Origin of the sequence: Veronia pacifica, assembly GCF_001707825.1 — a bacterium.
Taxonomy (GTDB): domain Bacteria; phylum Pseudomonadota; class Gammaproteobacteria; order Enterobacterales; family Vibrionaceae; genus Veronia; species Veronia pacifica.
Window position 1 is genome coordinate 1 of the sequence record NZ_LYBM01000014.1, and the last position, 15,226, is coordinate 15,226.

The 15,226-nt window shown below is 46.3% G+C and carries 15 protein-coding genes; 9 read left to right on the forward strand and 6 right to left on the reverse strand.

Features of this window, described 5'->3' with window-relative positions:
- Positions 1 to 21 precede the first annotated feature (21 nt).
- Positions 22 to 1,056 carry an NADP(H)-dependent aldo-keto reductase gene (locus A8L45_RS09260; protein WP_068901529.1) on the reverse strand — a complete coding sequence of 345 codons (1,035 nt, stop codon included), beginning with the start codon at positions 1,054 to 1,056 and terminating at the stop codon, positions 22 to 24.
- A gap of 257 nt (positions 1,057 to 1,313) precedes the next feature.
- Between A8L45_RS09260 and A8L45_RS09265 the strand changes: the two genes are divergently transcribed.
- Positions 1,314 to 1,613 (forward strand): DUF6482 family protein, encoded by a 300-nt coding sequence (locus A8L45_RS09265; protein WP_068901531.1) that lies wholly within the window; start codon positions 1,314 to 1,316, stop codon positions 1,611 to 1,613.
- 119 nt (positions 1,614 to 1,732) lie between these two features.
- Here A8L45_RS09265 and mutH read toward each other — a convergent pair whose 3' ends face one another.
- The gene (gene mutH, locus A8L45_RS09270) at positions 1,733 to 2,425 is read right to left on the reverse strand and encodes a DNA mismatch repair endonuclease MutH (RefSeq protein ID WP_068901669.1); all 693 of its coding nucleotides are present in this window, start codon (positions 2,423 to 2,425) and stop codon (positions 1,733 to 1,735) included.
- A gap of 602 nt (positions 2,426 to 3,027) precedes the next feature.
- On the opposite strand from mutH, the gene rppH reads away from it, so the two are divergent.
- The 3 genes from rppH (at position 3,028) to A8L45_RS09285 (ending at position 6,788) form a co-directional block, all read left to right on the forward strand.
- Positions 3,028 to 3,552, forward strand: a complete 525-nt coding sequence (rppH, locus tag A8L45_RS09275) for an RNA pyrophosphohydrolase (protein ID WP_068901534.1) — start codon at positions 3,028 to 3,030, stop codon at positions 3,550 to 3,552.
- Between the two features lie 167 nt (positions 3,553 to 3,719).
- On the forward strand, positions 3,720 to 5,972 hold the full coding sequence (gene ptsP / locus A8L45_RS09280; protein ID WP_068901536.1) for a phosphoenolpyruvate--protein phosphotransferase: 2,253 nt from the start codon (positions 3,720 to 3,722) through the stop codon (positions 5,970 to 5,972).
- Between the two features lie 9 nt (positions 5,973 to 5,981).
- The gene (locus A8L45_RS09285) at positions 5,982 to 6,788 is read left to right on the forward strand and encodes a sulfite exporter TauE/SafE family protein (RefSeq protein ID WP_068901538.1); all 807 of its coding nucleotides are present in this window, start codon (positions 5,982 to 5,984) and stop codon (positions 6,786 to 6,788) included.
- Between the two features lie 60 nt (positions 6,789 to 6,848).
- Here A8L45_RS09285 and A8L45_RS09290 read toward each other — a convergent pair whose 3' ends face one another.
- Together A8L45_RS09290 and A8L45_RS09295 are read right to left on the reverse strand one after the other, a co-directional pair.
- Complete coding sequence (locus A8L45_RS09290; RefSeq protein ID WP_068901540.1) at positions 6,849 to 7,700, reverse strand: thymidylate synthase; 852 nt, start codon at positions 7,698 to 7,700, stop codon at positions 6,849 to 6,851.
- Between the two features lie 161 nt (positions 7,701 to 7,861).
- Positions 7,862 to 9,004 carry a Na/Pi symporter gene (locus tag A8L45_RS09295; protein WP_068901542.1) on the reverse strand — a complete coding sequence of 381 codons (1,143 nt, stop codon included), beginning with the start codon at positions 9,002 to 9,004 and terminating at the stop codon, positions 7,862 to 7,864.
- Between the two features lie 420 nt (positions 9,005 to 9,424).
- Here A8L45_RS09295 and nhaA point away from each other — a divergent pair, with 420 nt between their 5' ends.
- The 3 genes from nhaA (at position 9,425) to A8L45_RS09310 (ending at position 11,981) form a co-directional block, all read left to right on the forward strand.
- Positions 9,425 to 10,618 (forward strand): Na+/H+ antiporter NhaA, encoded by a 1,194-nt coding sequence (gene nhaA, locus A8L45_RS09300; protein WP_068901543.1) that lies wholly within the window; start codon positions 9,425 to 9,427, stop codon positions 10,616 to 10,618.
- 99 nt (positions 10,619 to 10,717) lie between these two features.
- Positions 10,718 to 11,611 (forward strand): transcriptional activator NhaR, encoded by an 894-nt coding sequence (gene nhaR / locus A8L45_RS09305; RefSeq protein ID WP_068901546.1) that lies wholly within the window; start codon positions 10,718 to 10,720, stop codon positions 11,609 to 11,611.
- Between the two features lie 79 nt (positions 11,612 to 11,690).
- Positions 11,691 to 11,981, forward strand: coding sequence for an ArsR/SmtB family transcription factor (locus tag A8L45_RS09310; protein ID WP_068901549.1), 291 nt, complete (start codon positions 11,691 to 11,693; stop codon positions 11,979 to 11,981).
- Between the two features lie 76 nt (positions 11,982 to 12,057).
- On the opposite strand, the gene rpsT is transcribed toward A8L45_RS09310, so the two are convergent.
- Together rpsT and A8L45_RS24555 are read right to left on the reverse strand one after the other, a co-directional pair.
- Positions 12,058 to 12,318, reverse strand: coding sequence for a 30S ribosomal protein S20 (gene rpsT, locus A8L45_RS09315; protein ID WP_068901551.1), 261 nt, complete (start codon positions 12,316 to 12,318; stop codon positions 12,058 to 12,060).
- Between the two features lie 77 nt (positions 12,319 to 12,395).
- Positions 12,396 to 12,713 (reverse strand): hypothetical protein, encoded by a 318-nt coding sequence (locus A8L45_RS24555; RefSeq protein ID WP_175401958.1) that lies wholly within the window; start codon positions 12,711 to 12,713, stop codon positions 12,396 to 12,398.
- Here A8L45_RS24555 and murJ point away from each other — a divergent pair.
- A complete protein-coding gene (gene murJ, locus A8L45_RS09320; RefSeq protein ID WP_068901553.1) occupies positions 12,625 to 14,184 on the forward strand; it encodes a murein biosynthesis integral membrane protein MurJ in 1,560 nt (519 codons plus the stop codon). The two genes, A8L45_RS24555 and murJ, sit on opposite strands and share 89 nt — an antisense overlap.
- A 76-nt stretch (positions 14,185 to 14,260) precedes the next feature.
- Positions 14,261 to 15,220 (forward strand): bifunctional riboflavin kinase/FAD synthetase, encoded by a 960-nt coding sequence (gene ribF / locus A8L45_RS09325; RefSeq protein WP_068901555.1) that lies wholly within the window; start codon positions 14,261 to 14,263, stop codon positions 15,218 to 15,220.
- Positions 15,221 to 15,226 lie beyond the last annotated feature (6 nt).

A 15,226-nucleotide genomic window follows, 5' to 3' on the forward strand; every position in this document is an offset into this window, starting at 1 on the left:
TTTATGTCTTTCTGAAAGTGTTTAAGGGCAAGGGTTAGAAAACTGCGTCGCGATGTTATCGATCTCTTTTAAAACCTCATCATCGAGCGTGACGTCAATACTATTAATATTCGCCTCCAGTTGCTCGAGGGTCGTTGCCCCTATAATGTTGCTGGCGACAAATGGCCTTGAATTTACAAAGGCCAACGCCATCTGAGCGGGATCTAAACCGTGATCTCTTGCTAGATTGACATAGGCTTCCGTAGCCAGAAGACCATTTTCTGTAAAGTAACGAGAAAATCGTCCCCAACGCGTGCATCTTGCCCCATCTGGTTTGTTATTGTGGAGGTATTTACCGGACAAGACGCCAAATGCGAGGGGGGAATAGGCAAGTAGTTCTACCCCTTCTTGAAAACTAATTTCCGACAGCCCCACTTCAAAACTTCGATTGAGAAGGTTGTAAGGGTTTTGAATAGATACAATGCGACTAAGGTCGTGCTTTTCAGCTATCCGGAGATATGACATCACCCCCCAAGGGGTTTCATTCGAAACGCCGATGTGGCGAATTTTACCTTCCCTAACCAGCTCTGACAGAGCATCAAGTGTCTCCAGCAAGCTGACATCTTGATTGTCGGCCTGATGTTTGTAATTAAGCGAGCCAAAATTGTTCACTTGTCTTTGTGGCCAGTGTACTTGATATAAATCTATGTAGTCGGTTTCCAGTCTCCGTAAACTGTCCTCTAACGCTTGTCTGACATTTCGCCTGTCGAGTGACATGTTGTTTCTTATGTAAGGAACGCCACGAGGTCCAGCGATTTTAGTTGCGACAATCAGTTTTTCGCGACAACCGGGCTGTTTCAGCCAGCTGCCGATATATTTTTCCGTCAAACCCTGAGTTTCAGGAGTGGGTGGGATCGCATACATTTCCGCTGTATCAATGAAGTTTATCCCCCGGTCGACCGCTAAATCCAATTGGGCATGAGCGTCAGCTTCAGTGTTCTGTTGACCAAACGTCATAGTGCCCAAACAGATTTTACTGACGTTTAGGTCGGTATGGGGGAGGGTATGGTATTGCATCCGTTCTCCTTACTAGAGATGTATCCTATTACGACATTGCCTTTATGATGAGTGAATTTCAATCATCCCATCCGTGTCACAATACGAACACTTCGTATTTCAGCGATCTCATACTTAAATTTTATGGCTGCTTTTTAAACCACGTTTCACTATTAACCATACAATATGTGTGGCAGTTATCATTTGAACATTTGAGTTGGTGGTTTTGAGTAAAACTCAACTAGCCTTTAAAGGTTAGGAAGCTTGGAGGGAAGCGAATGAAATTAAAACAGCTCAAGTACTGGATAAAGTCCCATCCGCACGATATACCCCATTGTTACGTTGTTGCCCATGCAGGTGGCGTTCAGTATATGGTCGAGGTTGAGGTCAAAGGAAATCTAGAGCCCCTACGTGATGACAATGAACAAATGATGCACTTTGACACCATAGAGCGTGTGAGTGGTAGTCTTCGAAAACTTGGTATTGAGAGGGCGACACTGCGTTTAATGGATCCGTATGATGAATTCGGTCCTACTGGTGCAGCAGCTGTGCACGAAGACATGGAGATCAGATTGTAGCGTCTGAGCTGACGCCCGAGGGCGTCGGCGGCTCTATGCACATGTTCCCATAAGCATGTACTAGTCCTCATAAACCGAAATTAATCCCCCGCTACGTTATACTGCGCTGACGACAGATTTTATCTATCCTGATTGTTTTCTGCCAAGTGCAAAAAGTGCCGACGTAAAATTCGCTCAGTAAAAGATTTTCTTAAGTAAAAGCCTTTTGGTTGCGCCTTGATTGGCTGGCCTGAAGCACCGTAGGCTTCGGTGACCACTTTACCGTTCATGCCTTTGGGCCTGAGTTGGAGATATTCACCATGCCGGGCGTTTATTTTGGCAATTTCACCCAGTGCAATCATATCCATTAATTCTTCCCAATCTGCTTTTAACTGTGCTTCCTCTTCGGTACTCGGTTGCCATAACAGTGGCATACCAATTTGTCGATCGCAGACGGGAATGTCGCGCTCGCCTTCCACTGGAATCCACAACACTTTAGAGAGCTTTTGTCTGATGTGGCTTTTTTCCCAACTCAAACCGTGGATCCCTGTCAGTGGTGCCACACAAACAAAGGTTGTTTCAAGCGGCTTGCCGGAATAACTGATGGGAATGCTTTTGAGCTCGATAGCCAGATCCTCAAAATCCTGCACAGGCTTACTGCCTGCAGTGGCGCCAAGCCAGGTTTCGAGCAACATACCCACCCAGCCTTTTTCACGTTTCAGATCCATTGGGCATTGCTGCCCGAGCTTCGCGGCTATTTCTCCGAGGCTAAAGCCTGCCAGCTCAAGGGCACGTTCAAGAAGTTCTTGTTCAGTTTGAGGTGCTGCGTTCATTATAAATATGACGAAAAAGTTTGCGTTAACGCTATCAGCACGATGGTGAAAATGCCAGTTTGATATCGGGCAGTTGAGAATAAAGATATCCACAGGTCAAGAGGATCATCCAGCTCAGTTAGATCCTATGTATGTATAAACAGTGATTTTCCTAAGGTTTTTTGTGACGAATAGTGCTGTTATGTGTGGAATTTATACAAAGTTGCTCGACTGATAACTATCTGGTTGATCTTTGACCGAAGCGTTTGTTTCGGTTTTCGATTGGAAGGATCAAAATAATCTTATCTATGAGGGTTGTTTTAAACTATTGAAAAATAACACTTATATTTATGATTTAACTAGACTTAAAACTCGCATCGATATTTTCATTAATAATTAAAACACATTATCTTTCCTTTCTGCACATAGCTATCCACAGAAAGCGTGAATAAATGTGCTTTGTGTCTCATGTTGCTGTTTATAACTTCTGAAGGGGTGATGCTTTATCCTCAATGTAGGGTGTAATCCCCAAAAACTATAATCCATTAACATTGTTTGTTTACCACTGTGGGTATTATGTGAAAAAATCACTGTTAATAGAGATTTATGTTTGAGGTCGTCCAGTGATAGATGGCGATGGCTACCGTCCCAATGTTGGGATTGTCATATGTAACAGCCACGGTCAGGTTCTCTGGGCTCGTCGATGTGGACAACATTCTTGGCAGTTTCCCCAAGGGGGAATTGATGAAGGTGAGACTCCAGAACAGGCTATGTTCAGAGAGTTGTATGAGGAAGTGGGACTGACGAAAAAGGATGTCAGAATTTTAGCAACCAGTCGTCATTGGCTTCGCTATAAGTTGCCGAAAAGACTGGTTCGCTGGGACTCAAAGCCTGTTTGTATCGGGCAAAAGCAGAAATGGTTTCTGCTTAAGCTGGAATGTGACGAGTCAAGGGTAAACATGCAGTGTGGTGCATCACCAGAGTTTGATGGCTGGCGTTGGGTCAGTTATTGGTATCCGGTGAGGCAGGTTGTATCCTTTAAGCGCGATGTATATCGCAGGGCAATGAAAGAGTTTGCTGCCGTTGCTATGCCTTTTAGGGAGAGAAAGGCACGTAAGAAAGCACGAAAAGGCTCGAACAAAAGATAAGATAATGAGAGCCAGAGCTGACGCATTGGTGGGCAATTGTTTTGACTGAAATAGCGTTATCGAGCGCGGAGATAACAATGCTTCCAATTCCTTTACTAGCAGCTTAAGCTCAATTAGATATAGGATTATTTTTACCGACGGGTTCGTGATGACGAGAGAGGAAACTGATGCTGACCAAGCTACGTGATATTGTTCATAAAGTTGCTTCTTCAGCCAGTGTCAGCGACTCTCTCGATGTGCTTGTAAAAGAGACCTGCCTTGCAATGTCCACCGAGTGCTGCTCTGTTTATATCGCGGATCATCAGCTCAAGACTTACGAGCTGATGGCTAGCCAAGGGCTGGACGTTGCACCCGGATCAATAGTCATGGACTTTGATGAAGGTCTGGTTGGTCTCGTTGGCCGACGCGCTGAACCCATTAATGTCGCCGATGTAAAAAAACACCGTGAGTTCAAACACTTTCCCGAAACCGGGGAAGATGCCTTCCACTCTTTTCTCGGTACTCCCATTATTTACCGCCGCGAGGTTCTCGGCGTTCTTGTCGTTCAGCAGCGTGATTCCCGACACTTTGACGAGAGTGAAGAATCCTTCCTTATTACCCTTGCTGCTCAGTTAGCTGTTATCTTTGCTCATGCAAAGGCACAGGGTATATGGCCTGAAAACGAAATAACAGTTCTGCATGGTGCTGCAGCGTCCCAAGGTATTGCCATCGCGAGAGCATGGTGTGACCTGACCCGCCCTGAACTGGAAGACGTACTGCCAGCCTCGGTAGTGTGCAGTAAGTCAGATATCAGACGTCTTGATGAAGCCATTAATGCGGCCTGTAATGACTTTCGTAAACTCAGAAAACGACTCGATTTGGATCTGAATGCCGATGTGCTGGCTATTTTTGACCTTTTCACCCACCTGCTGAATGACCCAATGCTCAGGGATGCGATTGTTGAACGTATCAACAATGGCGACATGGCTGAGTGGGCACTGAGGCAGGCAGTTGATGATTTTTCAGCACGGTTCGGCGCGATGTCCGATCCTTATCTGAAACAGCGGGCTGCAGATATTAAAGAGCTTGGTCAGAGGCTGTTAACGTTTCTTCAGCAGCAAAGCGCACCGGAATGGAATATAGAGCAACCTATCGTGTTGTTGGCCCGTGAGCTGACTGCAGGGATGCTGGCGGCAATACCGAGAGGAAAACTCGCTGGTCTGGTCGCAGAAGAGGGCGCTGTGAATGCTCACGCTGCGATTCTCGCCAGAGCTATGGGTATTCCTGCTGTTATGGGGGTCGACTTTCGCCCCCGTCTGGTTCATGGCAAACACATTGTGCTTGATGGTTATCAGGGGATGGTGTTCGTTGAGCCTTCCGGCGTGGTGGTGCAGGAATACGAAAGACTGCTTGAGGAAGAGGCTGAAATTCAGTCACTGCTGGACAGTGAGTTTACCTCGAATACACAGACAGCTGACGGCACAGAGATCGAGATACATTTAAACGCGGGTTTGAGTGCAGATACGGGTATTGCGATTAACGATGGTGTGGACGGTGTCGGTTTATACCGTACAGAAATACCATTTCTGATGCAGTCCAGTTTCCCGTCTGAGGATGACCAGTGTGCTCTCTACCAATCTATTCTTGAGGCATATCGCGGTCAGCCGGTGGTGATGCGATCCTTAGATATTGGCGGTGATAAGCCTCTGCCATATCTCACGATTGAAGAGGACAATCCCTTCTTGGGTTGGCGTGGGATCAGATTTACACTCGATCACCCTGATATTTTTCTGATGCAGATCAGAGCCATGCTCCGGGCAAGTGATGGAATGGATAACCTTGCTATCCTATTGCCCATGGTATCTGGTCTCAACGAGTTACTTGATGCAAAAGTGCTCATTCAGCGGGCTTTTGACGAAGTCGCAGAGTTGTTTGATGCCGAGGGAAAAACACTTCATCCACCCAGTCTGGGGGTGATGGTTGAGGTACCCTCCATTCTTTACCAACTTGACGCGGTTGCACAGCATGTTGACTTTATTTCTGTCGGAACCAATGACCTGACGCAGTACCTTCTCGCTGTTGATAGGAATAACGTACGTGTGGCAGACGTTTATGACTCGTTACACCCTGCGGTCATTGCTGCACTTCAGAGTATAGTGAGTACCTGTCAGCGAAATCAGTTACCTGTGTGCGTGTGTGGTGAGTTAGCCGGGGATCCGCTCGGTGCTATGTTGTTGATCGGAATGGGATACCGCCAACTCAGTATGAATACCCGGAGTGTCGCTAGAATCAAATACGTTCTCCGCCATCTTGATATAAAGGCTGTTCAGGAGCATGTCAAAACAATATCCTCGCTCACAATGGCCGATGAGATCCGCGCTGAGTCTGAATCGTTTTTAAAACTGCACAATTTAGGAGATATTCTCAGAGTGTGCAGATAGGAAGTTGTTATGCTTGATGCCCTTTGGTGGCTGTTTCCTGCTTGTCTGGTAACTGGCTCTGTAGTTGGGGTTTTAGCTGGTCTTCTCGGGATCGGCGGTGGTCTTCTGGTTGTACCTGTATTGTCCTACCTGTTTCCCTTGGCTGGTGCATTACCCGAACATGTTATGCCAATGGCGCTAGCGACATCCCTGGCCAGTATTGTGCTCACTGCCTCATCATCAGCCCGCAATCATTACCGTATGGGCAACACTGATATCAGGGTTATACGCACCTTACTACCCGGTATTCTTCTCGGTGGCCTGATGGGAAGCGCATTGGCAGACCATTTACCTGCTGAAGTATTGCCCCGGGTTTTTGGTGGCATCGTTATGTTGCTGGCGCTACAAATGTTTGTATCTATGCGTGTTAAAGCAACGACAGCTCCATTCCCCAGTCGTGTTGGTAATCTCGCGGGTGGAACAGTGATAGGCATAGTATCCAGTCTGGCAGGTATCGGTGGAGGTTCGCTGATCGTACCTTATCTCAGTCATTTTGGGGTCGAGATGCGGAAAGCCATTGGCAGTGCATCAATGTGCGGGGTATTCCTCGCCATTTCCGGTATGACAGGCTTTGTCATTTTTGGTTTGCACCATGAGCAGCCTTTACCCGCTTACAGCCTTGGTTACGTGTACTTGCCAGCGCTATTAGGTATTGCTGGCACCTCTGTGCTGACAACAGGCTATGGAGTCAAGCTGACAACACGCTTACCTGTCCATATCATCAAACAGGTTTTCTCGGTTTTTCTTTTACTCGTTGCACTGTCTATGCTGTTTTAGAATGAACAAAGCCTGAGGTGATCTCAGGCTTTTCGGCTGCGATTCAACGAAGAAAAAGAATCAGACAGAGAATGGATACTTAATTGCCTCGTGACATTGGTATCCCTCAACGTCGAAGTCATCCAATGTCACCCAGGTTTCAAGATCCTCAAGTGTCTTGATCTCCGGATTGATGATCAACTTGGGGGCAGGAAACGGTTCGCGTTTAAGTTGCACATCCCGCATTAACTCGAGCTGATCTTCATAAATATGTGCGTTGACAATTTTATGGTACGCCTTGCCCGCTTTTTTACCCGTGATCTGCGCGATGATTGCCAGTAAAAAATATACCTGAACCATATTGAAATTCAGACCAAGCGGCACATCACAGCTTCTTTGCGTGCTGTTGAGGTACAAGGTATCGCCAAGTAATGAAAAGTGATGGCTGTACATGCAAGGACGAAGACAGGCCCGGTCAAAAATCCCAGGATTATAAAATGTCAGGATCTCACCCCGGTTATCGACTCCCTTTGAAAGGTCATCCATTATCTGACGAAGTAAATCAATGCGACTCCCATCGGCTGTCCGCCATCCTCGGCCAACAACACCATAGGCCTCACCAATATCGTCAGGCCCCAGTCTGTGCGGGCTTGCCAGCCAGGCGTCATTCTCATTGGCATTGGCATCCCATGTTTTAGTGCCAAGCTTGCGAAAATCGGCCGCGCTCTGGTAGCCACGCAAATATCCTATCATCTCTGCGATAGCTGATTTCCAGAAACTCTTTCTGGTGGTAACAAGAGGAAATTCGCCGCCAGCGACATCATAGGTCAAATCGGCATTGATCACTGTCAGACACTTTTTGCCTGTACGCTCATTATCAACCCAAATGCCCTCATCGACGATGCGCTGACATAAATCGAGATATTGTTTCATTGATTCATCTTCTTAGTGGCAACGGACTAATTGTATCATTACAGCACGAGGTGGGTGGTGCTGTTTCAGTAGATTTCCTTACTGAGACGAAGAGAAGCAGAGAGGCATCAAACAAAAAAGACGCCAAATGGCGTCTTTAATCATAGGGGGAAGGGTTGTGATCAGTTGGTAAGGAACAAGACCACACCTGGTAGGATGAGGAATACCACAACCATGTAGCTGATAACAGCAAACTGTGAACGCTCAGCCAGTTGTCCCAACCACTCTGCTGCTTTCAGTGGCAGCTCACGCAGGAATGGCAGGCCGAAGATTAATGCAGTCGCGAGTATGTTGAAGCTCAGGTGTACCAGTGCGATCTGCAGTGCGAAAACCGCAAACTCACCAGTTACCGCTGTTGCCGCCAGTAGGGCAGTGATACAGGTACCGATATTCGCACCCAAAGTGAAGGGGTAAACATCACGCACTTTCAATACGCCCGTTCCAACCAGAGGAACCATCAGGCTTGTTGTCGTAGATGAGCTTTGAACCAACACGGTAACTACAGAGCCTGACAGGATGCCGTGAAGTGGTCCACGACCAATGGCGCTCTTCAGGATTTCTCTTGCGCGGCCAACCATCAGTTTCTTCATCAGCTTGCCCATAATGGTTATCGCTGCAATGATGGTTATGATACCCAAAGCAATCATCAGGATACCGCCAGTGTTGTTTGGCAGCATTTCAAGCGGGCCTTTCACAGCGTTGACAACAGGTTTTGTCAGTGGCTTTATGAAGTTCATGCTTTTGATGCTAAGGTCGCTGGCACTGGTTAGTGGTGAGACCAACCAAGCTGATATTTTGTTCAGTAGCCCAAATGCCATTTCAAGAGGCAGGAAGATAGCAACAGCGAACAAGTTAAAGAAATCATGAACGGTCGCACAGGTGAAGGCGCGTCTAAATTCTTCTTTGCATCTAGCATGACCAAGACTTACCAGCGTATTGGTCACTGTTGTACCGATATTCGCACCCATCACCATCGGAATAGCTGTCTCGATGGGCAGGCCACCAGCAACCAAACCAACAATGATTGACGTTACTGTACTGGAAGATTGAATCAGCGCAGTTGCTGCGATACCAATCATTAGAGCGGCAACAGGATGTGAAGCAAAATCAAAAAGGGTTTTAGCATGATCGCCAGTCGCCCATTTGAAGCCTGTGCCTACCATAGCCACTGCAACCAGCAGCATGTAAAGCATAAAGGCCAGATTAGCCCATTTTAGCCAGTTTTTTGATGTTGCCTGACTGGCTGTTGAAACCTGAGACGTCATACCTAAAAGCTCCATGACAGTAAAATGTCAAAATTGTGTCAAAACGAAATTCTGGAGGCATAGTAGGAAGCTATTATTTCATTAATATTACAAATCTCATCTTCTATGACGTACAAGTGAAAAATATATGACACTTAGGGCCGATAATTTGATGTGAGGCGCACTTATCATCATGATTTTTAAGTTGTTAGTAATCTGTTCGCATTATTTATCAGATATCGGTGGTATCTATTTTGTTTGGGATCTAGGTCTCGTGTTAATTGGTTCAGGTAGAGATAATAGGCTCGTTTCTCCATGATTGACGAGTACGCTGACTTCGGTATTTCCGAGGGTTTAGCTCTAAACAAGCGATTATTGTCAGACCTCATCTGTGGATAGACTTTATAAATGAATCGTAAACTTTGCATAGAGGGAAAAAAAATGACTGATGCAATTCGTCAGTTCATGAAAGTGGAATCTGCAGCAGGCATTGTTCTCATTGTTGCAGCTCTACTTGCCATGTTGGTCGCTAACTCTCCATTTGAACCTATTTATGAGGCAACACTTCATCATTACATTCTAGGTCTGTCTATCGAGCACTGGATCAGTGACTTCCTGATGGCAATTTTCTTTTTACTCATTGGTCTTGAGGTGAAACGTGAACTCATTGAGGGGGCACTTAATACCCAAGAGAAAGCCATTTTTCCAGCCATCGCAGCGATTGGAGGAATGCTGGCACCGGCGCTGATTTACCTTTTATTCAACTTTGATAACCCAGTTACTGTGAGCGGATGGGCGATACCCGCTGCGACAGATATTGCTTTTGCACTTGGTGTGATGGCTCTTCTCGGTAATCGCGTACCACTGGCACTGAAAGTTTTCTTACTGGCACTGGCAATCATTGATGACCTCGGTGTGATTATCATCATTGCTTTGTTTTACAGCAGTGAACTGGCAGTGGTATCGCTTTCAATTGCATTTGCAGCTACCGCCGTATTATTCCTACTGAATTACTTTAATGTCAGGTCTATACGCTGGTATTTGTTGGTTGGTGCTGTTCTGTGGGTTAGCGTTTATCAGTCAGGTGTTCATGCCACATTGGCGGGTGTTGTTCTCGGCTTCACTATCCCACTCAGAGGAAAGAATGAAGAGGATAAATCACCACTTAAAACACTTGAGCACAAGCTGCACCCTTACAGTTCGTTTCTTATCCTGCCGTTATTTGCATTTGCAAGTGCAGGTGTGTCACTTGAAGGGGTAACCTTGTCAAGCCTGACTCATGCATTGCCTCTGGGGATTGCTCTAGGTCTGCTCGTGGGTAAACCACTCGGCATTTTCGTCTTTAGCTGGGTGGCAGTGAAAACGGGTATAGCGCAGTTGCCTGAAAGGGTAACCTTCAAGCAAATTTTTGCGGTATCAATATTGTGTGGCATTGGTTTCACCATGTCGATGTTTATTTCAGCACTCGCATTCGTTGGTGTTGAGGACAGTTACATTACCTTGTCTCGTCTAGGGATTTTGATTGGTTCAACGGTATCAGCTGTGATTGGCTACCTGATGTTGCGTCAAGTTTTGCCAGATGAGGCGGAAGTTTTGGCGCAAAATGATGAAAAAGATGCGGGTACAGACTACTAGCGGTTCAACGTAACTCCCTAATATGAAAACAGGCACATTCTGTTGCAGCTCAAAATGGCACAGCGTAAGCTGTGCCATTGTCTTTAAGTAAGGCGGAATATGTCTCATCTGAATTATAACCATCTCTACTATTTCTGGATGGTGTGTAAGCAGGGTTCTATCACTAAAGCGGCTGACGCGTTATTTTTGACGCCACAAACCGTGACTGGGCAGATACGGACTCTGGAACAAAGGCTAAAAGGAAGACTGACAAAAAGAAACGGCCGCTATGTCGAACCGACAGAGCTCGGTCAACTGGTCTACAAGTATGCAGATCGTATGTTTGGCTTAAGTTATGAGATGATGGATATCGTCAACTACAGCCAAAGGGAAAATTTGCTATTTGAGGTCGGGGTAGCCGATGCGTTGTCAAAAGAACTGGTGAGTGCCATCTTGCTTCAGGCGTCTTCAGGTAAAGACGGTTTACACTTTCGGTGCTTCGAGTCGACTCATGAACTTCTGCTCGACAGCTTAAGACAACACAAGTTAGATATGATTCTGTCTGATTGTCCCGTGAGTGCATCGCAGAGCGACAGCTTGTTCAGCGTCAAACTTGGAGAGAGCACGATGAGTTTTTTTTGTTCTCAGGCAGTTTCAGGGCTGAAATTTCCCGACTGTCTGGAACGGAAGAAATTGCTCATTCCGGGTAGTAGAACAGCGATGGGAAGCAAGGTGAAGCAGTGGTTTGATACGCAAGGAATTACGCCTGATATACTGGGCGAATTCGACGATGCGGCGTTAATGAAAGCGTTTGGCGTTAACAGTGATGCAATTTTTCTCGCTCCAAGTTCTTACCTCAATCGTATGAATTTTCCCGTCATACATGAAGTGGCAAGAGTGGAAGAGTTAAAAGAAGAGTATTTCGTTATTTTTGCTGAACGTATGATAAGACACCCAGCGGTGACAAGGATTTGTGAGGTTGATTTAGCCGATCTTTTCCATGACACACGCTGAGCTATTAAAAATATAAGTCACAGTTTTCTTTTTTTGTTACTGGTATTCCAGTGGAATTACATCGCTTGAGTGGATCAAAATGGAATTAAAAAAAATGCAGGAAAACAGCCCGAAAGCAGTCACGCTGCTCAAGGCTATGGCGAATGAAAGACGATTAATTATCTTGTGTCATTTGCTTGGAGGAGAAATATCAGTTGGTGTACTCAGTGAGAAGCTCGGACTTAGTCAATCCGCGTTGTCACAACACCTTGCCTGGCTGCGAAGAGATGAACTCGTTTCTACCCGTAAAGAGGCACAGACTGTTTACTACTCACTTAAAAGTGTTGAAGTGAAAGAAATGATTTCTATGCTCTATCAACTATATTGCTAATAACAATGTGACAGTTGGCGTTACAGATATAAAAAAACCGGCGAAAGCCGTTTTTTTGACTGAAAATCAAAAACTCTTACAGAGCTTTGATTTGTGCAGCGAAGTTTGCTTTATGACGAGCAGCCTTGTTCTTGTGGATCAGGCCCTTAGTAGCCATGCGATCCAGAACTGGTTGTACTTCGCCAAATGCTTTGGTTGCTGCTTCTTTATCGCCAGCAGAGATTGCTGCGATAGTTTTTTTCATGTAAGTGCGCATCATTGAGCGACGGCTTGCATTGTGCTGGCGACGCTTCTCAGATTGGATTGCACGCTTCTTAGCAGATTTGATATTCGCCAAGGGTCTAACTCCCAAATCTTGTATTCGGTGACAATTTAAGGCCGAGGAATATGCCTCTTTTTACCCAAGTTGTCAATTCATTTGTGCAAATATCCGCCGCACCAAGTCGAACTGATGTCGATGGTTGGCGTAAGGCGGTCATCGCGGTTAATATGGCGACGGATTCTAACAGCATTCTCGAAATGAAGTAAGCCTTTTGTTCGATAATTAGCTGCTGTAGCTTGCTGGAACAACAGGTGATGTGCTGTTAAGTACGCGCTGTCGCTCAGCACAATAACAATAACGACATCAGTAAGGGGAAACCGCGTGTCAAAGCGACTTTTGCGCTCAGGCTTGATTGTAAGCACCATGACCATGATATCCCGGGTGATGGGATTAGTGAGAGATGTGGTCATTGCTAACCTCCTTGGGGCTGGTGGTGCAGCTGATGCCTTTTTTCTGGCAAATAAAATACCAAACTTTTTGCGACGCCTGTTTGCTGAGGGAGCCTTTTCTCAGGCTTTTGTCCCGGTCATCGCTGAATATGAAGCCAGTGGTGACAGAGATAAGACGCGTGAGTTCATTGCCTATGCATCCGGAACGCTTGGCCTCTTAGTCTCCATTGTGACCTTGATAGGGATTGTTGCATCTCCTGTGATCATGGCCTTGTTTGCGGCTGGTTGGTTTACTGACTGGTTAAATCAAGGGCCAGACGGCAGTAAATACGAGATGGCGAGTTTCCTATTGAAGATTACTTTCCCGTATTTATGGTTTATTACCTTTGTTGCGTTAGCAGGTTCAGTTCTCAATACGATTGGAAAATTTGCCGTTTCCTCGTTTACGCCTGTTTTTTTGAATATCGCAATGATCATGGCCGCCATCTTTCTGTCACCAGTTCTCGACAGACCGGAAGTGGGGCTGGCAATTGGTGTATTTTTGGGTGGCCTGACGCAGTTTCTGTTTCAAATTCCCTTTTTATATCGTGAAGGCATGCTGGTTCGGCCTCGATGGGGTTGGTCTCACCCGGGCGTCGTAAAGGTTCGTACTTTAATGATACCGGCCCTTTTCGGTGTTTCTGTCAGTCAGATCAATCTACTTTTTGATACCTTTATCGCGAGCTTTCTTGGTGACAGTGCAGTGAGTTGGCTGTATTACTCTGATCGCTTGCTCGAATTTCCATTGGGATTGTTCGGGATCGCGATAGCAACTGTCATACTACCCGCCTTGTCCAAAAAACATGTTGAGCAAACGCAGGAACAGTTCTCAGCAACACTTGATTGGGGCGTCAGGATGGTAATGTTACTCGGCATACCTGCGATGGCAGGTATGGTGTTGCTCGCTAAGCCTATGTTGATGGTCCTTTTCATGCGTGGTGAGTTTACAGCTGCTGATGTACAAGCTGCATCGCTATCGCTGATGGCATACGCGTCTGGTCTTCTAAGTTTCATGTTGGTCAAGGTGCTGGCACCAGGATATTACGCTCGCCAAGATACCAAGACACCGGTCAAGATAGGCATTATTGCCATGGTGGCAAATATGGGATTTAACATCATATTTGCTTACCTTTATGGTTATATCGGACTGGCTATCGCCACTGCTTTATCTGCGTTACTTAATGCATCATTACTATACCGGGGATTGCACCGCGGGGGGATTTACCGCATAAAACGTGCTACCGTCCTATTTATTGTCAGACTGCTGGTGGCAGTGACGTGCATGGTAGCCATGGTAATGTGGCTAAATATTGATTTTGATGCTTGGGTCGCGTCTTCACTGGCTAAACGCGCTCTTGATCTGACTCTATTAATTGTCGCAGGTGCTGCAACGTATGCGGTAGCTCTGGGACTTACGGGGTTGCGCCCCCGCCACCTGAAAGCTGGCAGCTAAAAATGACAGATATAGAGTGATTGTTCTGACTAGTATATAATCCGGCAGTTTTTTAAGGGGAAACCGTTCTATAGCTATGGAATTAATTCGGGGTATTCATAACATCCGAGATGCGCACCATGGGTGTGTCCTGACGATAGGGAATTTTGACGGCGTTCACTTAGGCCATCAGGCGGTGTTGTCCAAAGTCATTGAAAAAGCGAGAGAGTTGGGCTTACCCCCTACAGTGATGCTCTTTGAGCCTCAGCCTCAGGAGCTTTTTGCAGGCAAAAATGCACCAGCGCGTCTTACCCGTCTGAGAGACAAATATAGACAAATGGCAGCTTTGGGTGTTGAACGCTTACTGGTCGTCAATTTCAGTAATAAATTTGCTGCAATGACGCCTGAGGACTTTGTTCATCGCTTGTTGGTTGAACAATTGGGTGTTAAGTTTCTGGTGGTTGGTGATGATTTCCGCTTTGGCGCAAAGCGCAAAGGCGATTTTGCCTACCTTGAGCAGGAATCTGAACGTATCGGCTTTGATGTCGTCAGCACTCATAGCTTTTGTGTCTCTGAGCAAAGGGTAAGCAGTACAGCCATTCGTCAGGTATTGGCGGGCGGTGAGCAGCAGAAAGCCGCAGCGATGTTGGGCAGACCCTACAGTGTCAGCGGCCGTATATCCCATGGTAAAAAGCTCGGACGCACACTCGGTTTCCCTACCGCTAACGTGCCCCTCAAACGCATGGTATCCCCAGTATCTGGTGTCTACGTGGTCAAAGTGGCCGGTATTGAACCGGATAGCCTTGTCGGTGGTGTAGCCAATGTGGGTACACGTCCAACCGTGAATGGCGTGAGGCAGCAACTGGAAGTACATCTTTTCGATGTAGAGGGTGACTTATACGGTCGCCATATCGAAGTGCAGTTACTTGAAAAGCTGCGCGAAGAGAAGAAATTTGGCTCGCTGGACGAGCTAAAGCAACAAATACAACTTGATACCCAGACGGCACGTGACTGGCTGTCTGGTGATGGTAATGTCAAAAACGTCCATACGGAATAAACTATT